Source organism: Tautonia sp. JC769 (assembly GCF_040717455.1).
Lineage (GTDB): Bacteria > Planctomycetota > Planctomycetia > Isosphaerales > Isosphaeraceae > Tautonia.
On record NZ_JBFEFH010000009.1, the window covers coordinates 153,096 to 173,224 of the forward strand.

General features: G+C 70.1%; 10 protein-coding genes. 5 read left to right on the forward strand and 5 right to left on the reverse strand.

All coding sequences use genetic code 11. The features are described from left to right. Position 1 precedes the first annotated feature (1 nt). Both AB1L88_RS11760 and AB1L88_RS11765 read right to left on the reverse strand, forming a co-directional pair. A complete protein-coding gene (locus tag AB1L88_RS11760; protein ID WP_367096846.1) occupies positions 2–1,096 on the reverse strand; it encodes an alkene reductase in 1,095 nt (364 codons plus the stop codon). A 151-nt stretch (positions 1,097–1,247) separates the two neighbouring features. Then, positions 1,248–1,841 carry a TetR family transcriptional regulator C-terminal domain-containing protein gene (locus AB1L88_RS11765; RefSeq protein WP_367096847.1) on the reverse strand — a complete coding sequence of 198 codons (594 nt, stop codon included), beginning with the start codon at positions 1,839–1,841 and terminating at the stop codon, positions 1,248–1,250. A gap of 400 nt (positions 1,842–2,241) precedes the next feature. Here AB1L88_RS11765 and AB1L88_RS11770 point away from each other — a divergent pair, with 400 nt between their 5' ends. After that, positions 2,242–5,511: a DUF6797 domain-containing protein gene (locus tag AB1L88_RS11770; RefSeq protein WP_367096848.1), complete on the forward strand. Its 3,270-nt coding sequence runs from the start codon at positions 2,242–2,244 to the stop codon at positions 5,509–5,511. 588 nt (positions 5,512–6,099) lie between these two features. Here the strand turns inward: AB1L88_RS11770 and AB1L88_RS11775 are convergent. From AB1L88_RS11775 to AB1L88_RS11785, 3 genes are all read right to left on the reverse strand, one after another. Next, positions 6,100–6,258, reverse strand: coding sequence for a hypothetical protein (locus AB1L88_RS11775; protein ID WP_367096849.1), 159 nt, complete (start codon positions 6,256–6,258; stop codon positions 6,100–6,102). 44 nt (positions 6,259–6,302) lie between these two features. Beyond that, positions 6,303–7,682 (reverse strand): OFA family MFS transporter, encoded by a 1,380-nt coding sequence (locus AB1L88_RS11780; RefSeq protein WP_367096850.1) that lies wholly within the window; start codon positions 7,680–7,682, stop codon positions 6,303–6,305. Between the two features lie 189 nt (positions 7,683–7,871). After that, positions 7,872–9,440, reverse strand: a complete 1,569-nt coding sequence (locus AB1L88_RS11785) for a TolC family protein (RefSeq protein WP_367096851.1) — start codon at positions 9,438–9,440, stop codon at positions 7,872–7,874. 381 nt (positions 9,441–9,821) lie between these two features. Here AB1L88_RS11785 and AB1L88_RS11790 point away from each other — a divergent pair, with 381 nt between their 5' ends. The 4 genes from AB1L88_RS11790 to AB1L88_RS11805 all read left to right on the forward strand — a co-directional run bounded on the left by AB1L88_RS11790 (position 9,822) and on the right by AB1L88_RS11805 (position 18,547). Then, positions 9,822–12,800 (forward strand): DUF1592 domain-containing protein, encoded by a 2,979-nt coding sequence (locus AB1L88_RS11790; RefSeq protein ID WP_367096852.1) that lies wholly within the window; start codon positions 9,822–9,824, stop codon positions 12,798–12,800. Between the two features lie 7 nt (positions 12,801–12,807). Further along, on the forward strand, positions 12,808–14,166 hold the full coding sequence (locus tag AB1L88_RS11795; RefSeq protein ID WP_367096853.1) for a DUF1552 domain-containing protein: 1,359 nt from the start codon (positions 12,808–12,810) through the stop codon (positions 14,164–14,166). Between the two features lie 123 nt (positions 14,167–14,289). Continuing rightward, positions 14,290–17,028 carry a DUF1553 domain-containing protein gene (locus AB1L88_RS11800; protein ID WP_367096854.1) on the forward strand — a complete coding sequence of 913 codons (2,739 nt, stop codon included), beginning with the start codon at positions 14,290–14,292 and terminating at the stop codon, positions 17,026–17,028. 52 nt (positions 17,029–17,080) lie between these two features. Beyond that, positions 17,081–18,547, forward strand: a complete 1,467-nt coding sequence (locus AB1L88_RS11805) for a DUF1501 domain-containing protein (protein WP_367096855.1) — start codon at positions 17,081–17,083, stop codon at positions 18,545–18,547. The last annotated feature ends 1,582 nt before the right edge of the window (positions 18,548–20,129 follow it).

The following is a 20,129-nucleotide window of genomic DNA, read 5'->3' on the forward strand; positions in this document are numbered from 1 at the left end:
GTCACTCGCCGATCCCCGCCGGCTCGAGCGCGGGATAGTCGGTGTAGCCGCGCTCGTCTCCGCCGTAGAAGCTGGACGGGTCGGGCGTGTTGAGCGGCGCCCCAATCCGGAGGCGCTCGGGCAGGTCCGGGTTCGCGATGAACGGCACGCCGAACGCGACGAGGTCGGCGTCTTCGGCCCGGAGCACCGCCTCGGCCCGGCCCCGGTCGTACCCGCCGTTGGCGATGATCGCCTTGCGGAAGAGCGGCCGGAAGAATGCCGAGTCGAGCCGGCCGGTCGCACCGTGCCGGACGTCCCCCGGCAGCGCCTCGACCAGATGGAGGTAGGCCAGGCCGAGGCCGTCGAGCCCCCGGGCCGCGACGCCGAAGGTGGCGGCAGGGTCCGAGTCGCCCATGTCGTTGAAGGTGCCGTTGGGGGAGAGCCGCACGCCCACCCGGTCCGGCCCCCAGACCCCGACGACGGCCTCGGCCACCTCCAGGAGCAGGCGGGCCCGGTTCTCCGGCGGGCCGCCGTAGGCGTCGTCCCGGTGATTCGTGCCGTCTCGCAGGAACTGGTCGAGCAGGTAGCCGTTCGCGCCGTGGATCTCGACCCCGTCGAACCCGGCCTCGAGCGCGAGCCGGGCCCCCCGGCGGTACATGTCGACCACGCCGGGCAGCTCCCCCTCCTCCAACGCCCGGGGGACGACGTACGGCTTGGGCCCCCCGGGCGTGTTCACCGTCCCCGACGGCGCGATCGCGGAGGGGGCCACGGGGAGGCCCCCGTCGGGCTGGAAGTCCGGGTGCGAGACCCGGCCGACGTGCCAGAGCTGGAGGAAGATCCGGCCGCCCCGGCCGTGCACCGCTCCGGTGACGAGCCGCCACCCCTCGACCTGTTCCCGGGAGTGGATGCCCGGCGTCGAGGGATAGCCCTGGCCGGTCGGGTCGACCTGGGTCGCCTCGCTGACGATCAGCCCCGCCCCGGCACGCTGGGCGTAGTAGGTCGCGTTCATCGGCCCGGGCACGTTACCCGCGCCGGCCCGGCACCGGGTCAGCGGGGCCATCACCACCCGGTTCGGCAGGATCATCGGCCCCAATCGCAGGGGCTGCATCAGCATCATCTCTCGGGAATCCGCGGAGGACATGGTCTCGATCCCTTATGTTTGCCCGGAGGCCCGCCCGCCGGGGGACGGACGCCGGGCGGGAACGCCCCGCCCGGACGCTCGAACGAACGGCCCTCGGCAAGGGCCCGACCCGGTCGGCCCCCCGCGGTCAGTCCGGGGGCCGGAGGATCGGGCCGAACATCAGGTCGACGAAGCTCCGGAGCGGCCGGGGGCTCTGGAGCGTCTTGGCCCGGAGCAGTGCCCCCTGCCAGCCGTCGGCCAGCAGCTCGGCCAGGGCCCGGGCGTCGAGGTCGGCCCGCAGCTCGCCGCCCTCCTGGGCCTCGCGCAGGCAGGCGGCGAGGCGATCGGTCCAGGCGTCGAGGGCCTCGGAGAGCCGGGTCCGGAAGGCCTCGCTCTGCTCGGCCATCTCCTGGCTGAGCTTGCCGATCAGGCAGCCGCTGCGGCACCGGCCCGCCTCGAACCGCTCGGCCGAGGCGTCGAAGTAGCGTCGCAGCCGCACCATCGGGGGGAGCCCGCGCTCGCTCAGGGTCGCCTCGAGCTGCTCGGACGAATCGCGGACGAACGAGTCGACCACGGCCAGGCCGAACTCCTCCTTGCTGCCGAAGTAGTAGTAGAACGAACCCTTCGGCACGCCCGCCGTCCTCAGCACCGCCTCCAGGCCGGCCGCGTTGTACCCCTTCTCCAGGAACACCTTGCGGCCAACCTCGAGCAGCACCTCCCGGGTCCGATCTCGGTCTCTCATGGGTTCCTCCAGGGGCGTTCCCCGGTGCGACGATGCAATATAGTAGACCGGTCGTCTAGAAGGTCAAGGCCCGCCGAACCGGCCGGGGAGCTTCTCATCCAATCTTCACGCGCCCCGGATCGTCAAGGCCAGGGGGAGTGTCACGACGCGCCGGAGCGACGCGGGGCGAGGCGGTCGCCGGGTGATCGCTCCCGACGCGATTCGGCGGCCGAAATTCAATCGCACGGGCATGCGAATTGGGCCGTCACCGATGCCACGAACAAGAACTCCGGAAGCCGTATTCCTCCCGATGAATGGGAGGCGCGTCGCGGCATCCCCGGAGGTAGAATGACACGCCTCGTGCCCGTTGTTCTTGATGACGAGCGTCTGGCCCGCCGAGTGTTTCCAGCCGGGGTCCGCGATGGTCTGCTGCCGAACGACCGCCTGGGGCGTCACCTGTCTCGCCGTCCTCCTCGCAACAACTCCCCGGACCGCGATGGCCCAGCCAAATCCCCTCGAGACCGAACTGCTCCGCGAGGGGCCGCGCTCGCTGGCGGAGGCGGCCCGATCGCAGGGCGATCCGATCCGGGGCGCGGCCCTGTTCGCTCAGGCGCAGCTGGCCTGCGTCACCTGCCACTCCTGTGGCGGGCCGGACGACGCGTCGCCGCTGGGGCCTGACCTGGCCCGACCGGCGCCGGGGACGACCGCGGCCGAGGTCGTCCGGTCGTTGCTCGACCCTTCGGAGACGATCCGAGAGGGCTTCGAGACGGTGACGATCGCCCGGATCGACGGGGAGGTCCTCGCCGGCCTGCTGGGCGAGGAACGCGAGGACGCCCTCGTCCTCCGAGGCGCGACCCGGGGCGGTGGGGAGCTGGTCATCCCGAAGGCGGAGATCGAGGAGCGGGCGATCTCCCCGACCTCGATCATGCCCACCGGCCTGGTCAACCTGCTGGCCGATCGCCAGCAGTTCCTGGACCTGGCCTCCTACCTGATCGAGGCGGCCGAGTTCGGCCCGGCTCGCGCCCGATCCCTGCGGCCGGACCCCTCGGTCATCGACCCTCCCCTGCCGGCCTACGAGGCCGACCTCGATCACGCCGGCCTGATCGCCGCCCTCGACGACGACGCCTTCCGCCGCGGCGAGCTCCTGTACGCGAGGAACTGTGCGAGCTGCCACGGGACCCAGGACCAGCCGGGATCGATGCCGACCTCCCTGCGGTTCTCCGAGGGCCAGTTCCGCAACGGCAAGGATCCGGCAAGCCTCTACCGGACCCTCACCGTCGGCTTCGGGATGATGCCCGCCCAGTCGATGCTGGTGCCGAGCCAGAAGTACGACGTGATCCACTACCTCCGCGAGGCGTACCTCCGGCCGTTCAACCCCTCGCAGTACGTCCCCGCCGACGCCGACTACCTCGCGACCCTGCCCGAAGGGGGCAGCCGGGGTCCGGTCCCGCCCGAGGGTGAGCCCTGGCTGCGGGCCGACTACGGGCCGAGCCTGACCGGCACCTATGAGATCGGGGGCGCCGGGAACATCGCCCGGAAAGGAGTGGCTGTCCGGCTCGACCCCGGTCCCGGTGGCGTGGCCACGGGCCGCGCCTGGTCGGTCTTCGAGCACGATACCCTGCGTGTCGCGGGGGCCTGGACCGGCCCGGGCTTCATCGACTGGAATGGCATCCACTTCAACGGCCGCCACGGGGTCCACCCCCGGGCCGTCGGCGAGGTCGCCTTCGAGACGGCCGCCGGCCCGGGCTGGGCCGATCCCGTCACCGGCTCCTTCGACGATCCGAGGCCGATCGGCCGGGATGGCCGACCCTACGGCCCCTTGCCCCGATCCTGGGGGCGCTTCCGGGGACGATACGACGCGGCCGATCGGACCATCCTCTCGTACATGGTCGGCAACGCCGAGGTGCTGGAGAGCCCCGGCCTCTCCGGCCCGGCCGACCGGCCGGTCTTCCTCCGGTCGATCGAGATCGGCCCGAGGGACACCCCGATGACCCTCCGTTTGCTCCGACTCCCCGATGGGGAGGCCGAAGTCGGCCGGTTCGGGAAGGGATCGGTGGTCGTGCTCGATGACCCCTCGGACGAGGATCGACCGGCTCGAGTCGTCGGTCTCCTGGGGATGTCTCTCGGGACGGACTGGGCGACGGAAGGCGGGCACCTGCTGCTCCGCGTCCCGGCGGGGGAGGATCGCCTACGGTTCACGGTCTGGGTCGCCCGCCTTGAGAGAGGGGCCGACCCCGAGCTGCTCGCGGCGACGGTGTCGGAGGAGGCCGGGCCGCTCGACCTGACCGCGATGACGACCGGGGGCGGCCCGCCCCGCTGGCAGGAGGAATCGATCGTCGATCTCGAACCCGGCCCGGAGGACGGGCCGTTCGCCGTGGACACCTTGCCGGTCCCGTCCGAGAACCCGTGGCGCGTGCAGCTCCGCCTCAGCGGGCTCGACTTCCTGCCCGGCGGCGATGCGATGGCCGCCTGCACCTGGGACGGCGACGTCTGGCGGGTCTCCGGGCTCGATCGGGCCGACGGGCAACTGACCTGGCGTCGGATCGCCAGCGGCCTGTTCCAGCCCCTCGGCCTGAAGGTGGTGGACGGGGCGATCTTCGTCGGCTGCCGGGACCAGATCGCCATCCTCCGCGACCTCGATGGAAACGGCGAGACCGACTTCTATGAATGCTTCAACAGCGACCACCAGGTCACCGAGCACTTCCATGAGTTCGCCATGGGGCTGCAAACCGACGAGGACGGGAACTTCCTCTACGCGAAGGGGGCCCGCCACGCCAAGACGGCGGTCCTGCCCCACCACGGGACCTTGCTGCGGGTCAGCCGGGACGGTTCGAGGACCGAGATCCTTGCGACCGGCTTCCGCGCCCCCAACGGGGTCTGCGTGAACCCGGACGGCACCTTCTTCGTGACGGACCAGGAAGGGCACTGGGTCCCCAAGAACCGGATCAACTGGGTCCGGCCCGATGGCCGATTCTTCGGCAACCTCTGGGGATATACCGATGTGACCGACCCCTCCGATGCCTCCCAGGAGGAGCCGATGTGCTGGATCACCAATCGGTTCGACCGCTCGCCCGCCGAACCGCTGTGGGTCGAGAGCCGCGCCTGGGGAGGTCTGGATGGGGCCTTGCTGAGCCTCTCCTACGGTTACGGCAAGGTCTATGTGGTGCCGCACGAAACGATCGACGACGGGATGCAGGGCGGGATGGTGGCGTTGCCCATCCCCATGTTCCCGACCGGCGTGATGCGAGGCCGGTTCCGCCCGGCCGACGGGCACCTCTACCTTTGCGGCATGTATTCCTGGGCCGGCAACCAGCAGGCCCCCGGCGGCCTGTACCGCATCCGAGCCACCGGCAAGCCGGCCCATCTGCCGGTCGGGTTCCGCGCCACTCGGGAGGGTCTGGCCCTGACCTTCAGCGATCCGCTTCATCCCGACACCGCCGCCAGCCCTCGCGACTTCGGCCTGAAGGCCTGGGACCTGATCCGGTCTGAGCGGTACGGCTCCCCCCACGTCGATGAACGTCCCTTGGAAGTGACGGACGCTCGGCTCTCCGACGATCGGCGGACGCTGACCCTCACCATTCCGGGGCTCCGACCCACCCGGGGGCTCGAACTCTGGTATTCGGTCCTCGGCGCGGACGGTCAGCAGGTCGATGGGCTCCTCCACGGCACGATCCACCGCCTCCCCGAGTGACTCCGTGGCACCATGCATGCCACCTGGGCGTTCAGGGATCGAGGGGATGCTCCCGATTGCTGTGGTGTCCCGCGCCGAGCTCCCGCCGCTCATACTCGATGCAAGTCATCGTGCCGTCCCACGTCGTGGCCGACCCATCAAACGCCCCTGTCCGCCCTTCGAGCCATCGCGTCACGTCGTTCATGCCGAGGGCCACCCGAGAGCCCGCCTCCCCGCCGACTCCCGACCGGGCCCCAAGGCCCGGTTCACCCCGAAGTCCTGCTTGCAGGCCGAGGAGATCTCCCCACCAGATCACCGTCCCCTGATCCGAAGAGTCGGCCCTCGCCGATCGCCCAGACGCCGCTCCCGCCCCGATGGGCCTGTCTCTCCTGGCATCAGCGGGTAGCACTCGACGATCCGGCGTTCCCATCCGAGGCCGTCTCTTCGCATCGGCTCGCGCCAAGACGGGGTCCGGTCGACGGGTCGCTGGAAGCGATTTGGGGTGATCGGGTGGCGCGGGGGGCGGTCGATCTTCCCGCGTCATGAGAAGCGGTTCGGCCCCGGACGGCGTGCCGGCGAGCGGCGCGATCGGGCGGGGTGAGGACATGGTCAATCCCCGGCCCGGGGGACGTCCGGGGCGGGGGTCGCGGTGAGGAGCGGGAGCGACGTGATCACGCTCCGAGAGATCCCCCATCCCAGCGGGATCAGCACGAGAACCCAGTAGATCACGAGCCGGAGCGGCGACCGGCCAGGCGGATGTTCGGCCATGCTCGGCCTCCAGGGGCGTCCAGGGTCGTTTGATTCGGGGATTCTCACGACGCGCTCGTCGTCGAGGGGCCGTCGGGCGGTTGCCCCGCCGATCGCCCTGCAGCCACCGGGCGGACCAGGAGGTTGCAGACCAGCCCCGCCAGCAGCAGCCCGGCCATCAGGTACATCGTCAGGTTGTACGCCTCGGCCCTCGGGACCCCCCGCGCGATCCGATAGGTCGAGAGATAGTTCACCAGCTGGGGCCCGAGCAAGGCGGCCACCGACCAGGCGGTGATCAGCCTCCCGTGGATCGCCCCCAGGTGCAGCGTCCCGAACAGGTCGCGTAAATACGCAGGGATCGTCGCGAACCCTCCCCCGTACATCGAGATGATCAACGCCGTCAGGACGACGAACGGCGCGACGCTCCCCGACTCCTGGGTCAGGGGGATCAGGGCGTAGAGCACCGCCCCCAGCAGGAAGTAGACCGCGTAAATCACCTTCCTCCCGGTCAGGTCGGAGAGCGACGACCACGCCAGCCGCCCTCCCATGTTGGCCAGGCTCAACAGGCCCGCGAATCCGCCCCCCACGGCCGCGCTGACCGCGAACATGTCCTGGCACATCAACGATGCCTGCCCGAGGATGCCGATGCCCGCCGTCACGTTCAGGCAGAGCACCAGCCAGAGCAGCCAGAACTGCCGGGTCCTCCAGGCCCGCTCCACCGGGATGTCCGAGCGGGCCATCATGCTCTTGCGCCGGATCGCCGGGTCATACCCCTGTGGCAGCCATCCCGCCTCCGGCACCCGGACCGCGACGGCGCCGAAGATCATGTAGGCGAAGTAGACCGTCCCCATCACCAGGAACGCCTCCTTCACCCCCACCGAGGTCCCCGACGCGAAGGATCCCATCAGCTTCACCCCGAGCGGTGCGCCGATCAGCGCCCCGCCGCCGAAGCCCATGATCGCCAGGCCCGTCGCCATGCCGGGGCGATCCGGGAACCACCGGACGAGCGTCGAGACCGGGGCGATGTAGCCGAGCCCCAGCCCCAGCCCGCCGATGACTCCATAGCCGAGGTAGAGCAAGCCGATGCTGTGCCACTCGACCGCCAGGCCCGAGAGCCACAGGCCGCCGCAGAAGCAGCAGGCCGCCGCCAGCATCGCCTTCCTCGGCCCGGCCCGCTCGACCCATCGGCCGAGGACCGCCGCCGACAGGCCGAGCATCACCAGCGCGATCGAATACGCCCAGCCCACCTGCGGGATCGTCCAGTCCTTGCCCGGGATCGGCCGGTCGATCCCCAGCACGCGGGTCAGCGGCTCATTGAAGACGCTGAATCCGTACACCTGGCCGATGCACAGGTGGACGGCCAGCGCCGCCGGCGGGATCAGCCAACGGTTGTATCCCGCCGGTGCGACCGTGCGGTCGCGATCGAGGAAGCGAAGACGGGGCATGGTGTCGGCCAGTTCGAGACGTCAAGGGGCCGGGGGGCGATCACCGACCGGGCCGGGAGCATCCGCGGGTGGTCGTCGGACGGCTCGCGTCGCCACGATTCGGCCGCCAGCGTACCCGAGCGGCCGGGGCGATTCCAAGGCCCGTCGCACCTCCCGGACGAGGAACGACCCTCGCCCCGGGCAGGCGACTCAGGGAAAGACCCGCGTCCCCACGGCCGTATTCAGGCGGAACATCGACCGGCGGTGACGGACCAGGGCATCGAGGTACTGGCGGGCGATCTCGCCGAAGGCCCGTTGCGCTTCGATCTGGGAAATCGGGTCCGGCCCCTCCGTGCCCCGCTTCGCGAGGCTCAATTCCAGGTTCTCCCGGGCCGCGGGCAGGGTCTCCTCCTGCAGCCGCGTGATCGTGGCGAGCGTCACCGAATAGGCCGCCTCGGCGCGCTGGACTTCGAGGATCACCTGCCGTTCCAGGTTCTCCAACTGGGTCTGCGTCTGCACCACCGTATGCTGCGCCCGGGCGATATTCCCCTGATTGCGGTTGAAGATCGGGACGGGGATCGTCACCCCCATCGCCCACGAGGTCGCCATCCGCTCCCCCGGCACCAACGCCTCCTGCGCCGTGAACGGTTGATAGAGCAGGAAGACGTCGTCCACCCGGTTGGCCCGGGCCAGGCGGACCTCCGACTGCGCCCGGTGCACCCCGAGCCGGAACGCGGCCAGGTCGGGCCGGATCGCCCTGGCCTGCTCGATCAGCAACTCAATCGGCGGGCTCGGCAGGTCGAACCCGCGCAAGGTCCCCCGCACCGGGAAGGTCTCGGCCTCTTCGAGCGGGATGAGCAGGAGCGCGGCGAGGGTCCGCTTCGCGTCCTCGAAGGTCTCGAGTGCCTCCAGGAGCGTCAAATCGGTGCTATCGATCAGGATTTCGAGGTTGTTGAACTCGGTCCGGCTCATCGCCCCGTCGCGGACCCGCTGCTCGGTCATCCGCTTCTGCGTCTCCAGGCTCTCCAGCCCCGCCTTGAGGAATTGAATCGTCGCCTGCGCGGCGAGCACGTCGATCCAGGCCGTGTAGAGGTTGTCGATCTGCAGCCGGACGGCATCCTGATACAACGCCTCGGTCACTTCCTGGGCCCGGACGGCCGCCTCGATCCGACGCCTCCTTTTGCCGTTCAGGTCGATCGGCAGGGTGATGTTCAGGTCGTACTGGGTCGGGCCGCCCGCGGTCCCGTCGAAATCCCCGTAGGGGACCAGCGAGGCGTCGGTATAGATCAGCGGGTTGCCCCGCAACCCGGCCGTCAGGACATCCGCCCGGGCCTTGGAAATCTCCATCGCCTGCGCCCGCAGCTCGAGGTTGATCGCCAGCAGCCGATCGATCGCCTGGTCGATGGTCAGGCCATCGTCCGGGCCTTCCAGCTCGTCGAGCGGGACCGCCCCCAGCCGCCCGCCGACCGGCAAGCTCGACTCGACCAGCGGCGTGCTCGACTCGATCCCCAGGCCGTCCTGCAATCCGAACGGTTCCGGCGGCTGGGTGATCCCCCTCGGCACCCTCGGGTAGCTCGGACCCGGGCCGACCGGGATCACCTGTTCCACGCCCCCCGATCCCCCCAGGTCGACCGCCCCGCTCGCCCCCGGGGCATCTCCCAGGGCCGACGACGACGGGTCGCCCGGCGTGACCGACTGGGCCGGGACACCGCTCGCGACGAGCAGCGACGCAACGGACATGATCGCGAGGGCTTGCACGCGGATCAGGCTGAGTCTCATGAACGTCCCTCGCATCCTGATCCATCCCGCCGGGTCGACTCCGCCGGTTCGGCCGGCGAACTGCTCCAACCCTGAAAATCGGCCGATCCCCCGAGGGTGATCCAATCCTTCCGGAAAATCTCCGGCGATCGCCTCCCGTCCCGTGTCGATCGAGGGCGTCTTGACGGTCGACGTTGCCGGGAACGACCCCTTCGGAACCGGCCGGCGACGGCCGAGTCCCTCCCCCATCCGTCGAGCGCCGCGCCATCCTCTCCCGATCCGGATCGCCCCCGCACCCGCAAGGCCGATTCCCCAAAGCGATTGCCCCATCCGCCTCGACCGGCTAGTGTAATCCTTTGTTGAATTTTGCACGGCCGGGGATTGAGGACGGAGGGGCATCGCGTGTTGCGGACGATCCTGCTGATGATGATCGCGGGCCTCGGCCCCGTCCTGGCCCTCGCCGGCCGCGAGCCGCCCGACGAACGCCCGGCCCCCCAGGCCTCGACGACCGATGCGGGCTTCACCGAGCAGGTCCGGCCGTTCCTGGAGACCTATTGCCTCGGCTGCCACGGGGCCGACGCCCCCAAGGCGGGGCTCGACCTGAGCGGCTACGACTCGGCCGACTCCGTGCTCGACGATCTCGCCCTCTGGGAGATCGTCCTCGAACAGCTCGAGGCCGAGGCCATGCCCCCGCCCCGGGCCGACGCCCACCCGGACGCGACGGCCCGCCACCAGGTCATCGCCTGGATCAACGACCTGCGCCGCCTCGAAGCCGAGCGCAACGCCGGCGACCCCGGCCCGGTCCCCGCCCGTCGCCTCAGCAACGCCGAGTACGACCACTCGATCCGCGACCTGACCGGCGTCGATCTGCGGCCGACCCGCACCTTCCCCGTCGACCCGGCCAACGAGGCCGGCTTCGACAACTCGGCCGAATCGCTCACGATGTCGCCCGCCCTGGTCAAGAAGTACCTCGACGCCGCCCGGGAGGTCGCCGATCACCTCGTCCTCACCCCCGACGGCCTCGCCTTCGCCCCCCACCCCGTCATCGCGGCCACCGACCGCGACAAGTACTCCGTCAACCGCATCATCGACTTCTACACCCGCCACGAGGTCGACCTGGCCGACTACGTCCTCGCCGCCTGGCAGTACCGCCACCGCGAGGCCCTCGGCCGGCCCGATTCCTCCCTCAAGGCGATCGCGACCGATCGGGGCCTCAGCCCCCGCTACCTCGAAACCGTCTGGACCCTGCTCAACAAGCCGCCCGAGGCCGAGACCGGCCCCATCGTCGCCCTCCAGGCCCTCTGGGACGAACTCCCCCCTCCCGAAGGTGACGACCCGGAATCGGCCCGCCCGGCCTGCGAGCGGCTCCGGGATGTCGTGGTCGATCTCCGCGAGCAACTCACCCCGGAAGTCGAGAACCTCACCTCCCGGGGGATCAGCAACGGCACGCAGCCCTTCGTCCTCTGGAAGAACCGGCAGATGGCCGCCAACCGCATGCGCTACGCCGGCGGCGCGGCCGACCTGAACCCGACCGGCCTCGACCCCGACAGCCCCGCCGCCCTGGCCCTCGCCCCGCCCGATGACCCCGACGCCCTCGCCCGCTTCGAGGCCACCTTCGAGCCCTTCTGCCGGGTCTTCCCCGACGCCTTCGTCGTCACCGAACGGGCCCGGATCTACCTCGATCCCGACCAGGACAAGAACAACACCGGACGCCTCCTCTCGGCCGGCTTCCACAGCATGACCGGCTACTTCCGCGACGACCAACCCCTGTACGACCTGGTCCTCGACGACGCCCAGCGCCAGGAACTCGACCGCCTCTGGACCGAGTTCAACCTCATCAGCGACCTGCCCATGCGGCAGTTCTCCAGCTATCTCTGGTACGAGCGGGCTGAGACCGGCTTCATGCGCGGCGACCCCGACTTCGACTTCGTCCGCGCCGAGGACCGCGACGCCGCCTCCGAGGCCAAGATGACCCGCCTGGCCGACGTCTACCTCGCCAAGGCCCGCCGTATCGGCGCCAGCGACCGGGCGATCCAGGCCATCGCCGACCAGTTCGCCATCATCTCCCGGGAGATCCGCCGCGTCGAACGGCTCCGCGCCGAGGCCGAGCCGCACCACGTCGCCGCCCTCGCCGACCTCGCCGAGCGGGCCTACCGCCGCCGCCTCTCGCCCGCCGAACGCGACGGGGTGGCCGCCTTCTACCAGGCCCTCCGCTCCGAGGACGGCCTGGACCACGAGGACGCCGTCCGCGACACGGTCGTCAGCATCCTCATGTCGCCCCACTTCCTCTACCGCGTCGACCTGCCGCAGGAGGAAGGTTCGGGCATCCAGCCCCTCTCCCCGAACGACCTGGCCAGCCGCCTGAGCTACTTCCTCTGGGCGAGCATGCCCGACGACGAACTGATGACCCTGGCCGATTCGGGCGAATTGCAGGATCCCGAGGTCCTCGCCGCCCAGGCCCGCCGGATGCTCCGCGACGATCGCGTCCGCGGCCTCGCCACCGAGTTCGCCGGCAACTGGCTCGACTTCCGCCGCTTCGAGGCCCACAACAGCGTCGACCGGACGCGCTTCCCGGCCTTCGACGACACGCTGCGGCGGTCGATGTTCGAGGAGCCGATCCGCCTGTTCCTCGACCTCGTCCAGTACGACCGGCCGGTCGACGACCTGCTCACCGGCACCCGGACCTTCGTCAACCCCCCCCTGGCCCGCCACTACGGCATCCCCATTCCCGAGGGCGGCCCCGACACCTGGGTCGAGATCGCCGACGCCACTCCTTATGGCCGCGGCGGACTCCTGCCGATGGCCGTCTTCCTGACCCAGAACTCCCCCGGCCTGCGGACCAGCCCGGTCAAGCGCGGGTACTGGGTCGTCCGCCGCCTGCTCGGCGAGCACATCCCCCCCCCTCCCCCCGACGTGCCCGAGCTTCCCGACGACGAGGCCGACCTCGGCTCCTTGACACTCCGCGAGGCCCTCGCCCGCCACCGGGCCGACCCGGCCTGCGCCGTCTGCCACGACCGCTTCGACGGCATCGGCGTCGCCTTCGAGGGATTCGGGCCGGTCGGCGAGCTGCGGACGGTCGACCTCGGCGGCCGACCCGTCGAGACCGAGGCCGAATTCCCGCGCGGCGGCCAGGGGACCGGGGTCGAGGGGCTGCGCGCCTACCTCGAACAGGAGCGTCGGGACGAGTTCGTCGAGAACCTCTGCCGGAAGCTGCTCGCCTACGCCCTCGGCCGGACCCTGATCCCCTCCGACGACGCCACGATTCAACGCATGCAGGCCCGACTCCTGGCCGAAGAGGGGCGGTTCGGCGCCCTGGTCGAGGCCATCGTCCTCAGCCCCCAGTTCCGGAACACGCGCGTCGAGCGCGACCTTGCGGAGTGAAAAGCCGATGAAGCGACCCTCGAACCCGGCGGCCGACCCGAATCAAGGCGATCGCCTCTCGACCTCGCGGCGGATGTTCCTCCGGGGGGCCGGCGTGACGATGGCCCTCCCCTGGCTCGAATCCCTCCCCGCCTGGGGGGCCGACGCCTCGGGCGAGGTCGCCCCCGGCCCGAAGCGGTTCGCCGCCATGTTCATGGGTTGCGGCGTGAACCCCGACCAGTGGTGGGCGAAGCAGGCCGGCCCCGAGATCGAGCTGGGGCCGTCGCTCGAACCGCTCTCGGGCGTGAAGTCCAAGATCAACGTCATCAACGGGCTTTTTAATCAGCACGCCCTCGGCGTCGGCATCCACCCCGGCCAGACCGGCAACATCCTCTCCGGCGCCGCACTGAAGCGCGGGGCCGAGCTGAAGGGGGGCATCAGCGTCGACCAGATGCTCGCCCGCCATTTGGGCGAGGACACGATCCAGCCGAGCATCGTCCTGGGCTGCGAGCAGCCGATCACCGGCTACCACGAGACGAACTTCTCGATGGCCTACAGCTCGCACATCTCCTGGCAGAGTGCCACTTCTCCGGTCCCGATGGAGGTCTACCCCTCCCTCGCCTTCGACAGCCTCTTCGACAACCGGGGAAGTCTCCGCAACCGGAGCATCCTCGACCGCGTCCGCGAGGAGGCCGCCGCCCTGAACCGCCGCGTCAGCGTGGCCGACCGCGCGAAGCTCGACGAGTACTTGACCAGCGTCCGCGACGTCGAGCAGCGTGCCGCCGCCATGCGCGCCTCGAAGCAACTCGCCGACGAGCGAGCCCAGGGCCGCGACCGTCCGGCCCTCGCCATGCCCCGCCCCGACAACGGCCTGCCCGAGGACATCCGCGAGCACATGCGCCTGATGTGCGACCTCATCGCCCTCGGCTTCCAGACCGACAAGACCCGGATCGCCTCGCTCCTGCTCTGCCGCGACATCTCGGGACTCTTCTATCCGTTCCTCGACGTCAGCGCCGCCCACCACGGGGCCTCGCACGACGACACCTCCGAGTCCTACGGCCGGGTCACGCAGTTCTACGTCAGCCAGCTCGCATACCTCGCCGAGCGGCTCGACGCGATGCCCGAGGGGGACGGCACGGTGCTCGACCACTCCTGCCTCCTGTTCATCAACAGCCTCTGGTCGGGCACCCAGCACGACGCCCGCAAGGTGCCGGTCGTCCTCGCCGGCGGCCTCGGCGGCACCCTCCAGACCGGCCGCGTGCTCGACTACTCCGACCGCCCCGACGACGACCGCCGCCTCTGCTCCCTCTACCTCGGCATCATGGACCGCATGGGCGTCGAGCTGGATTCCTTCGGCGACGCCGACGAACGCCTGGCGACTCTTTGATCGGTGGATGCGATCCCGAGCGGCCGGGGGGGCGGTCCCATCCCCTCCCCCGGCCCGATCGCGACGCGACGCGGATGATGGCATGAGCATGCCAGGGGTTAGGGATTGATGAGGGTTGCAGCCGTGCGAATCTCCCAATGGCTTCTCCTGCTCCTCGTGGCCTGGGGGGCCTTCGGCCCAGGCCGCTCGGCGTGGGGAGACGATACCTACCCGACCCGCATCAAGCCCCTGCTGCGGGAGCGTTGCTACTCCTGCCATGGCGCCCTGAAGCAAGAGGCCGGCTTGCGGCTCGACACGGTGGATCTCATGCTCCGCGGGGGCGATGCCGGCCCGGTCGTCGTGGCGGGCAGTGCCGACGAGAGCGAGCTGCTGGCCCGGGTCTCCACCGCCGACCCCTTCGACCGGATGCCCCCCGAGCACGAGGGGGAGCTGTTCACCGCCGAACAGGTCGCCTTGCTCCGCGACTGGATCGCCGCCGGGGCCCCTGCCCCGCCGGACGAAGCCCCCGAGCGCGACCCGGCCGAGCACTGGGCCTTCCAGGCGATCGTCCGGCCTCCCGTCCCCATGATCGAAGGGGCTGCCAACCCGATCGACGCCTTCATCGCCCGCAAGCATGCCGAGCTGGGGCTGGTCCCCCAGGGGGAGGCCGACCGCCTGCTCCTGCTCCGTCGGCTCTCGATCGACCTGATCGGCCTGCCCCCGACGCTGGAGGAGATCGCCGACACCCAGGGCGACGCCTCCCCCGACTGGTACGACCGGGCCGTCGACCGCCTGCTCGACGACCCCCGCCACGGCGAACGCTGGGCACGGCACTGGATGGACATCTGGCGATACAGCGATTGGTGGGGCCTGGGCGAGCAGTTGCGCAACAGCCAGCCGCACATCTGGCACTGGCGCGACTGGATCGTCGAGGCGCTCAACGCCGACCTGCCGTACGACGAGATGGTCCGCTCGATGCTCGCCGCCGACGAGCTGTACCCGAACGACCTCGACCGCCTGCGGGCCTCGGGCTTCCTGGCACGCAACTACTTCCTGTTCAATCGGCATCAGTGGATGGACGAGACGGTCGAGCATGTGTCGAAGGCCTTCCTCGGCCTGACCACCAACTGTGCCAAGTGCCACGACCACAAGTACGACCCTATCTCCCAGGCCGACTACTACCGCATGCGGGCCTTCTTCGAGCCGTATCACGTGCGGCTCGACGTGGTGCCGGGCGAGGCGGACCTGGGCCGCGACGGCATCCCGCGGGCCTTCGACGGCGTCCCGGAGACCCCCACGTACCTGTTCATCCGGGGCGAGGAGCGCAACCCCGCCACCTCCAACCCGCTGGTCCCCGACCTGCCCGAGATCCTCCGCTTCAAGCCGCTCGAAATCGAGCCGGTCGTCCTTCCGGTCGAGGCCTGGCAGCCGGAGCGCCGCCCGTGGGTGGCCGAGGCGTATCGGCGCGCGGCCCTCGAAACCCTGGAGGCCGCCGAGGCCAAACTCGCGGACGCCCGGGGGGCGATCGACGCGACCTGCCGGGACGGTGCCGACGCCGCCGGCCCGGACGAGACGACCGAGGAGGCGCGGCTGACCCTGCTCGTGACCGAGCGGAACCGAGATGCGGCCGAGGCCGAGCTGCGGAGCATCGAACGTCGGATCGCCGCCATGCAGGCCGCCTGGGACCGGGACGATCAGACCGATGTTGAGGAGGCCGACGCCCTGGCCGAACGGGCCGTCGCCGCCGCCCGCGAGGCCGCTCGGGCGGAACGGGAGGCGAAGGTGGCCCAGGCCCGGCTCGCCCTGGCCGAGGCCGAGTTGAAGCTGGCCCGTGCGGCCGAAGGCGACCGGGAAGCGGCCGGAAAGGCGGTCGAATCGGCCCGCGCGGCCCTCGACGAGGCGGTCAAAGGGGCCGAGGAACCGGGCGACCGGTTCACCCCGCTGGTCGGGGCGAAATGGACCCCGACGCGGTTCCTGAACTCGGGCCAGGACGACCCGGCCATCCCCTTCCTGCCGCAGAGCACCGGCCGTCGCTCGGCCCTGGCAGACTGGATCACCGACGCCCGGAACCCGCTGACGGCCCGGGTGGCGGTCAACCACGTCTGGACGAGGCACTTCGGCACCCCCCTGGTGCCGACCGTCTTCGACTTCGGCCGCAACGGCCAGCCGCCGACCCATCCCGACTTGCTCGACTGGCTGGCTGCGGAGTTGATCGAGCATGACTGGAGCCTCAAGCATCTGCATCGGTTGATCGTCCGGTCGGATGCCTATCGCCGGTCGTCGGGGATGGCCGACGCCGAGGGGAACCTGGCGATCGACCCGGATAACCGATTCCTCTGGCGTCGGGACCCGATCCGGATCGAGTCGCAGGCGGTCCGCGACGCGGTCCTCAGCCTGGCGGGCACGCTCGACCCGGGCCTCGGAGGCCCCCCGGTCCCGAAAGCCGAGCAAGAAGGCTCGGCCCGCCGCAGCCTCTACTTCTTCCACTCGAACAACGAACGGAACCGGTTCCTGACCATGTTCGACGAGGCACTCGTGAAGGAGTGCTACCGGAGGGCGCAGAGCATCGTGCCGCAGCAGGCCCTGGCGCTGAGCAACAGTCACCTGGTCCTGGATGCGTCTCCCCGCATCGCCGCCCGCATCGCCGGGGCGATGGCCGACCAGGGGCACGAGGCCGACGATGACGAGGCGTTCCTCAGGATGGCGTTCGTCCTGATCCTGGGGAGCGAGCCGAGCGACGCCGAAGCGGCGGCCGGCCTGAGGGCCATCGACGACTGGAAGGCGCTTGAAGATTCATCGCAAGATCAAGATTCCCTCGCGTTTGCGCGTGAGCAACTGATCTGGGTCCTGCTGAATCACACCGACTTCGTGACCCTTCGCTGACCGTGACCGACGACGGATCGAACGACCCGAACCGAAACCGAGACGAAGTACGATGCTCAACATTCCTCGACGGCCGGAATGGCCCGCGGCTCCGGGGCTGGTCACGCCTTCGCGGAGGTCGTTCCTCTCGGGATTCGCCTCGCTCGCGATCGGGGCCATGCTGCATCGGGACGGGGTGGCACGAGACGGCGGATGGGCACCTCCTGATGGGAAGCCGCACTTCGCGCCGAAGGCCAAGAGCGTGATCTGGCTGTTCATGAACGGCGGCGTGAGCCACATGGAGAGCTTCGACCCGAAGCCGATGCTCACCCGGTACGGCGGCAAGACGATCGCCGAGACGCCGTTCGCCGACGCGCAGGACCCGGAGAAGCTGGCCCTCGAACGCCTGGTCGTGCCCGACGGGAACGGGAACCAGCGGAACACGCTCTACCCGCTCCAGGTCGGCTACCGCAAGCACGGCGAGAGCGGGATCGAGGTCAGCGACTGGTTCCCGCACATCGCCCGGCACGTGGACCGCCTGGCGATCATCCGCTCGATGTGGACGACCGACAGCAACCACGGCGCCCAGACGCAGTTCCACTCGGGCCGCCACCTGAACGACGGCGACTACCCGAACCTCGGGGCCTGGGTCCACTACGGCCTGGGGTCGCTCAACGACAACTTGCCTCAGTATATCTCCATCGGCAATCGCGAATACTGGAACCTGAAGGACGGCCACTACCTCGGCCCGGCTCATGACGCGGTCCCGATGCGGGTGGACCCGGACAACCCGCTCGATTTCGGCCGGCCGGAACGTCCGATCTCGGACTCGGCCCGGTCGGTCGGGATCGACCTGCTCGAACGGCTTCATGCCGAGCGGCTGGCCGAATCGCCCCGCGACGCGGCGGTCGCGGCGCGGGTGGCCTCGTACGAGCTGGCGTTCCGGATGCAGCAGTCGGTGCCCGAGGCGGTCGACTTCTCGCAGGAGTCGGACGAGACGAAGTCCCTTTATGGGTTGGATCTGCCGCACTGCCGCGAGTTCGGCATGCAGATGCTGGCGGCCCGTCGCCTGGTCGAGCGCGGGGTCCGGTTCATCCAGGTCCAGCACGGGGCCGGCGGGGCGGGGCGCTGGGACGCCCACGGGGGATTGCGGGCGAATCACGAGCAGAATGCTTTGGCGGTCGACCGGCCGATCGGTGGGCTGATCGAGGACCTGGCCCGGCGCGGGTTGCTCGATGAGACGCTGGTCGTCTTCGCCACCGAGTTCGGCCGCACGCCGGGCTCGCAGGGGTCCGACGGCCGCGACCACCACATCTTCGGCTTCAGCGTCTGGATGGCCGGCGGCGGCATCAAGGGGGGCGTCGTGCACGGGGCGACCGACGAGATCGGCTTCCACGCCGTCGAGGACCGCCACTACGTCACCGACGTCCACGCCACGATCCTCAAGCAACTGGGGCTCGACTCACGGAAGCTGGAACTGCCGGGCCGGAAGCGCCTGGAGGTCGATCACGGAACGCCGATCGACGCGATCATCGCATAGGAATTGTCAAAGAGCCTGCTTCGGGGCGTCCGGTCACCAGGGGAACGGCCGGTCATCGGTCAGGCGGTGACGGCGATCGCCGGTCGGGCCGGGCGACGGCGACACCTCGCGAGACGCTGGGGCTGAGGGGTGCCCCGGGCGTCGTTGCGTGGCAACGAGCCGGGCTGCCAGATTGGCAAGCAGCTTTGTTTGGCGGTGTGGTCTTGGGACTGGTTGCTGCCAGATTGGCATGTGGCTTTGTTCGGCGAACCGGCCCAAGTGTGCGTTTGCTGCCAGATTGGCATGTGGCTTTGTTTGGTTGAGCGGCCAGGGTTGAGGGCGAGCGGAGCGCCGGTGCACGGTCGAGGGGGTGGCCCGGTGCGCCGAGGGGGTGTGGTGGAAATTGTGATGGTGGAACGGGTTCGGTCGTATGGGAGTATTCGTTTCGGGAATTGAGGGGGCGAGCCGCCCAGGGGATCCGCGAAGGGCCGGATCGAGCGGAAGGGGCGAGCGGCGGTGCGCCGCGGTGCGCGGTCGGCGAGGGACTGGTGCGCCAGGGCGACGTGTCGTAAACCTTGTTCGAGATGTCGGTTGTGGTGTTTTTTGGTGTTCGTTTCGGGAAAAGAGCGGGTCGGGTGGAGCGAGAATTCGGAGGCGAATGAGGGGGGCGGGACCAGGGGGAGGAGGAGCGACCTGGAGGACAGGTGGAGAAGTAAGGTGGCCCAGGAGTCGGGTTGGTTGCGTGTTTGGGTGTGTTGGTTTTGCGAGGAGTTTGCTCGTTGTCAGTTTGGCGGAGGAGAAGTGGGAGGCTGAAGGGTTCATGAGTCGGCAGAGGTTGGGGTCGATCGGGAGGAAGGGGCTCTCTGTTAGTCTCGGGAAATTCGGGGGGGCCAGTCACAAAAGGTTCGAGGGGGGGCGTCGAATTTTCGGGACGGGGGATCGGCGTTTAACTCTTGTTGGACGGCAATGGGGGCGCTAGCATGGGGCGCGTCGGGACGGACGCGCAAGAGGGGAACGATTGTGCTTCGGTGCGTGATCTCGAGCGAAGGGAGGAGGAGGGAGGGGTGACGGGGCTTGGGCGAAGTGCCGGGCTGGGCGTCGAACGCGAGGACCCCTCACCCCGGCCCTCTCCCCGCGGGCGGGGAGAGGGGGGAAGAGCCGATTCGACGCTCGGCCCGGCGCGGTCGACCGACGCTCGGCCCGGCGAGATCAGACGTTCGCACTCGCGAGATCAGACGCTCGCCCCGAGAGGTCGATGCTCGCACCGAGAGTGGGGGAGAGGGTGGCTGAGAGCGAGGCTGGGCGACGAGGACGAAGCATCGAACGCGTCGCCTCGCGAGCCGATCGAGGGCCCGGCGCACCGGCGGGAGGGGCGGGGAGAGGGGGATGGACGCGTGGGGTGAGGGACGGGGGAGTTGCATCGGACAAGGGGCCGGCCCAGGGGGCGGCCAGGGGCGACGGGTAAGGTCGTCCCGAGGCTCCGGAGGCGCAACGGCGTCGTCAGCCGGGCGGTCGAGGGCGGTAAGGGGCGGCGGGTGTGGTTGTTCAGAGGGAGGAGGCGAAACGTGGGGAACGGGCGTTGTGATCGGCGGGGGCGGAGATA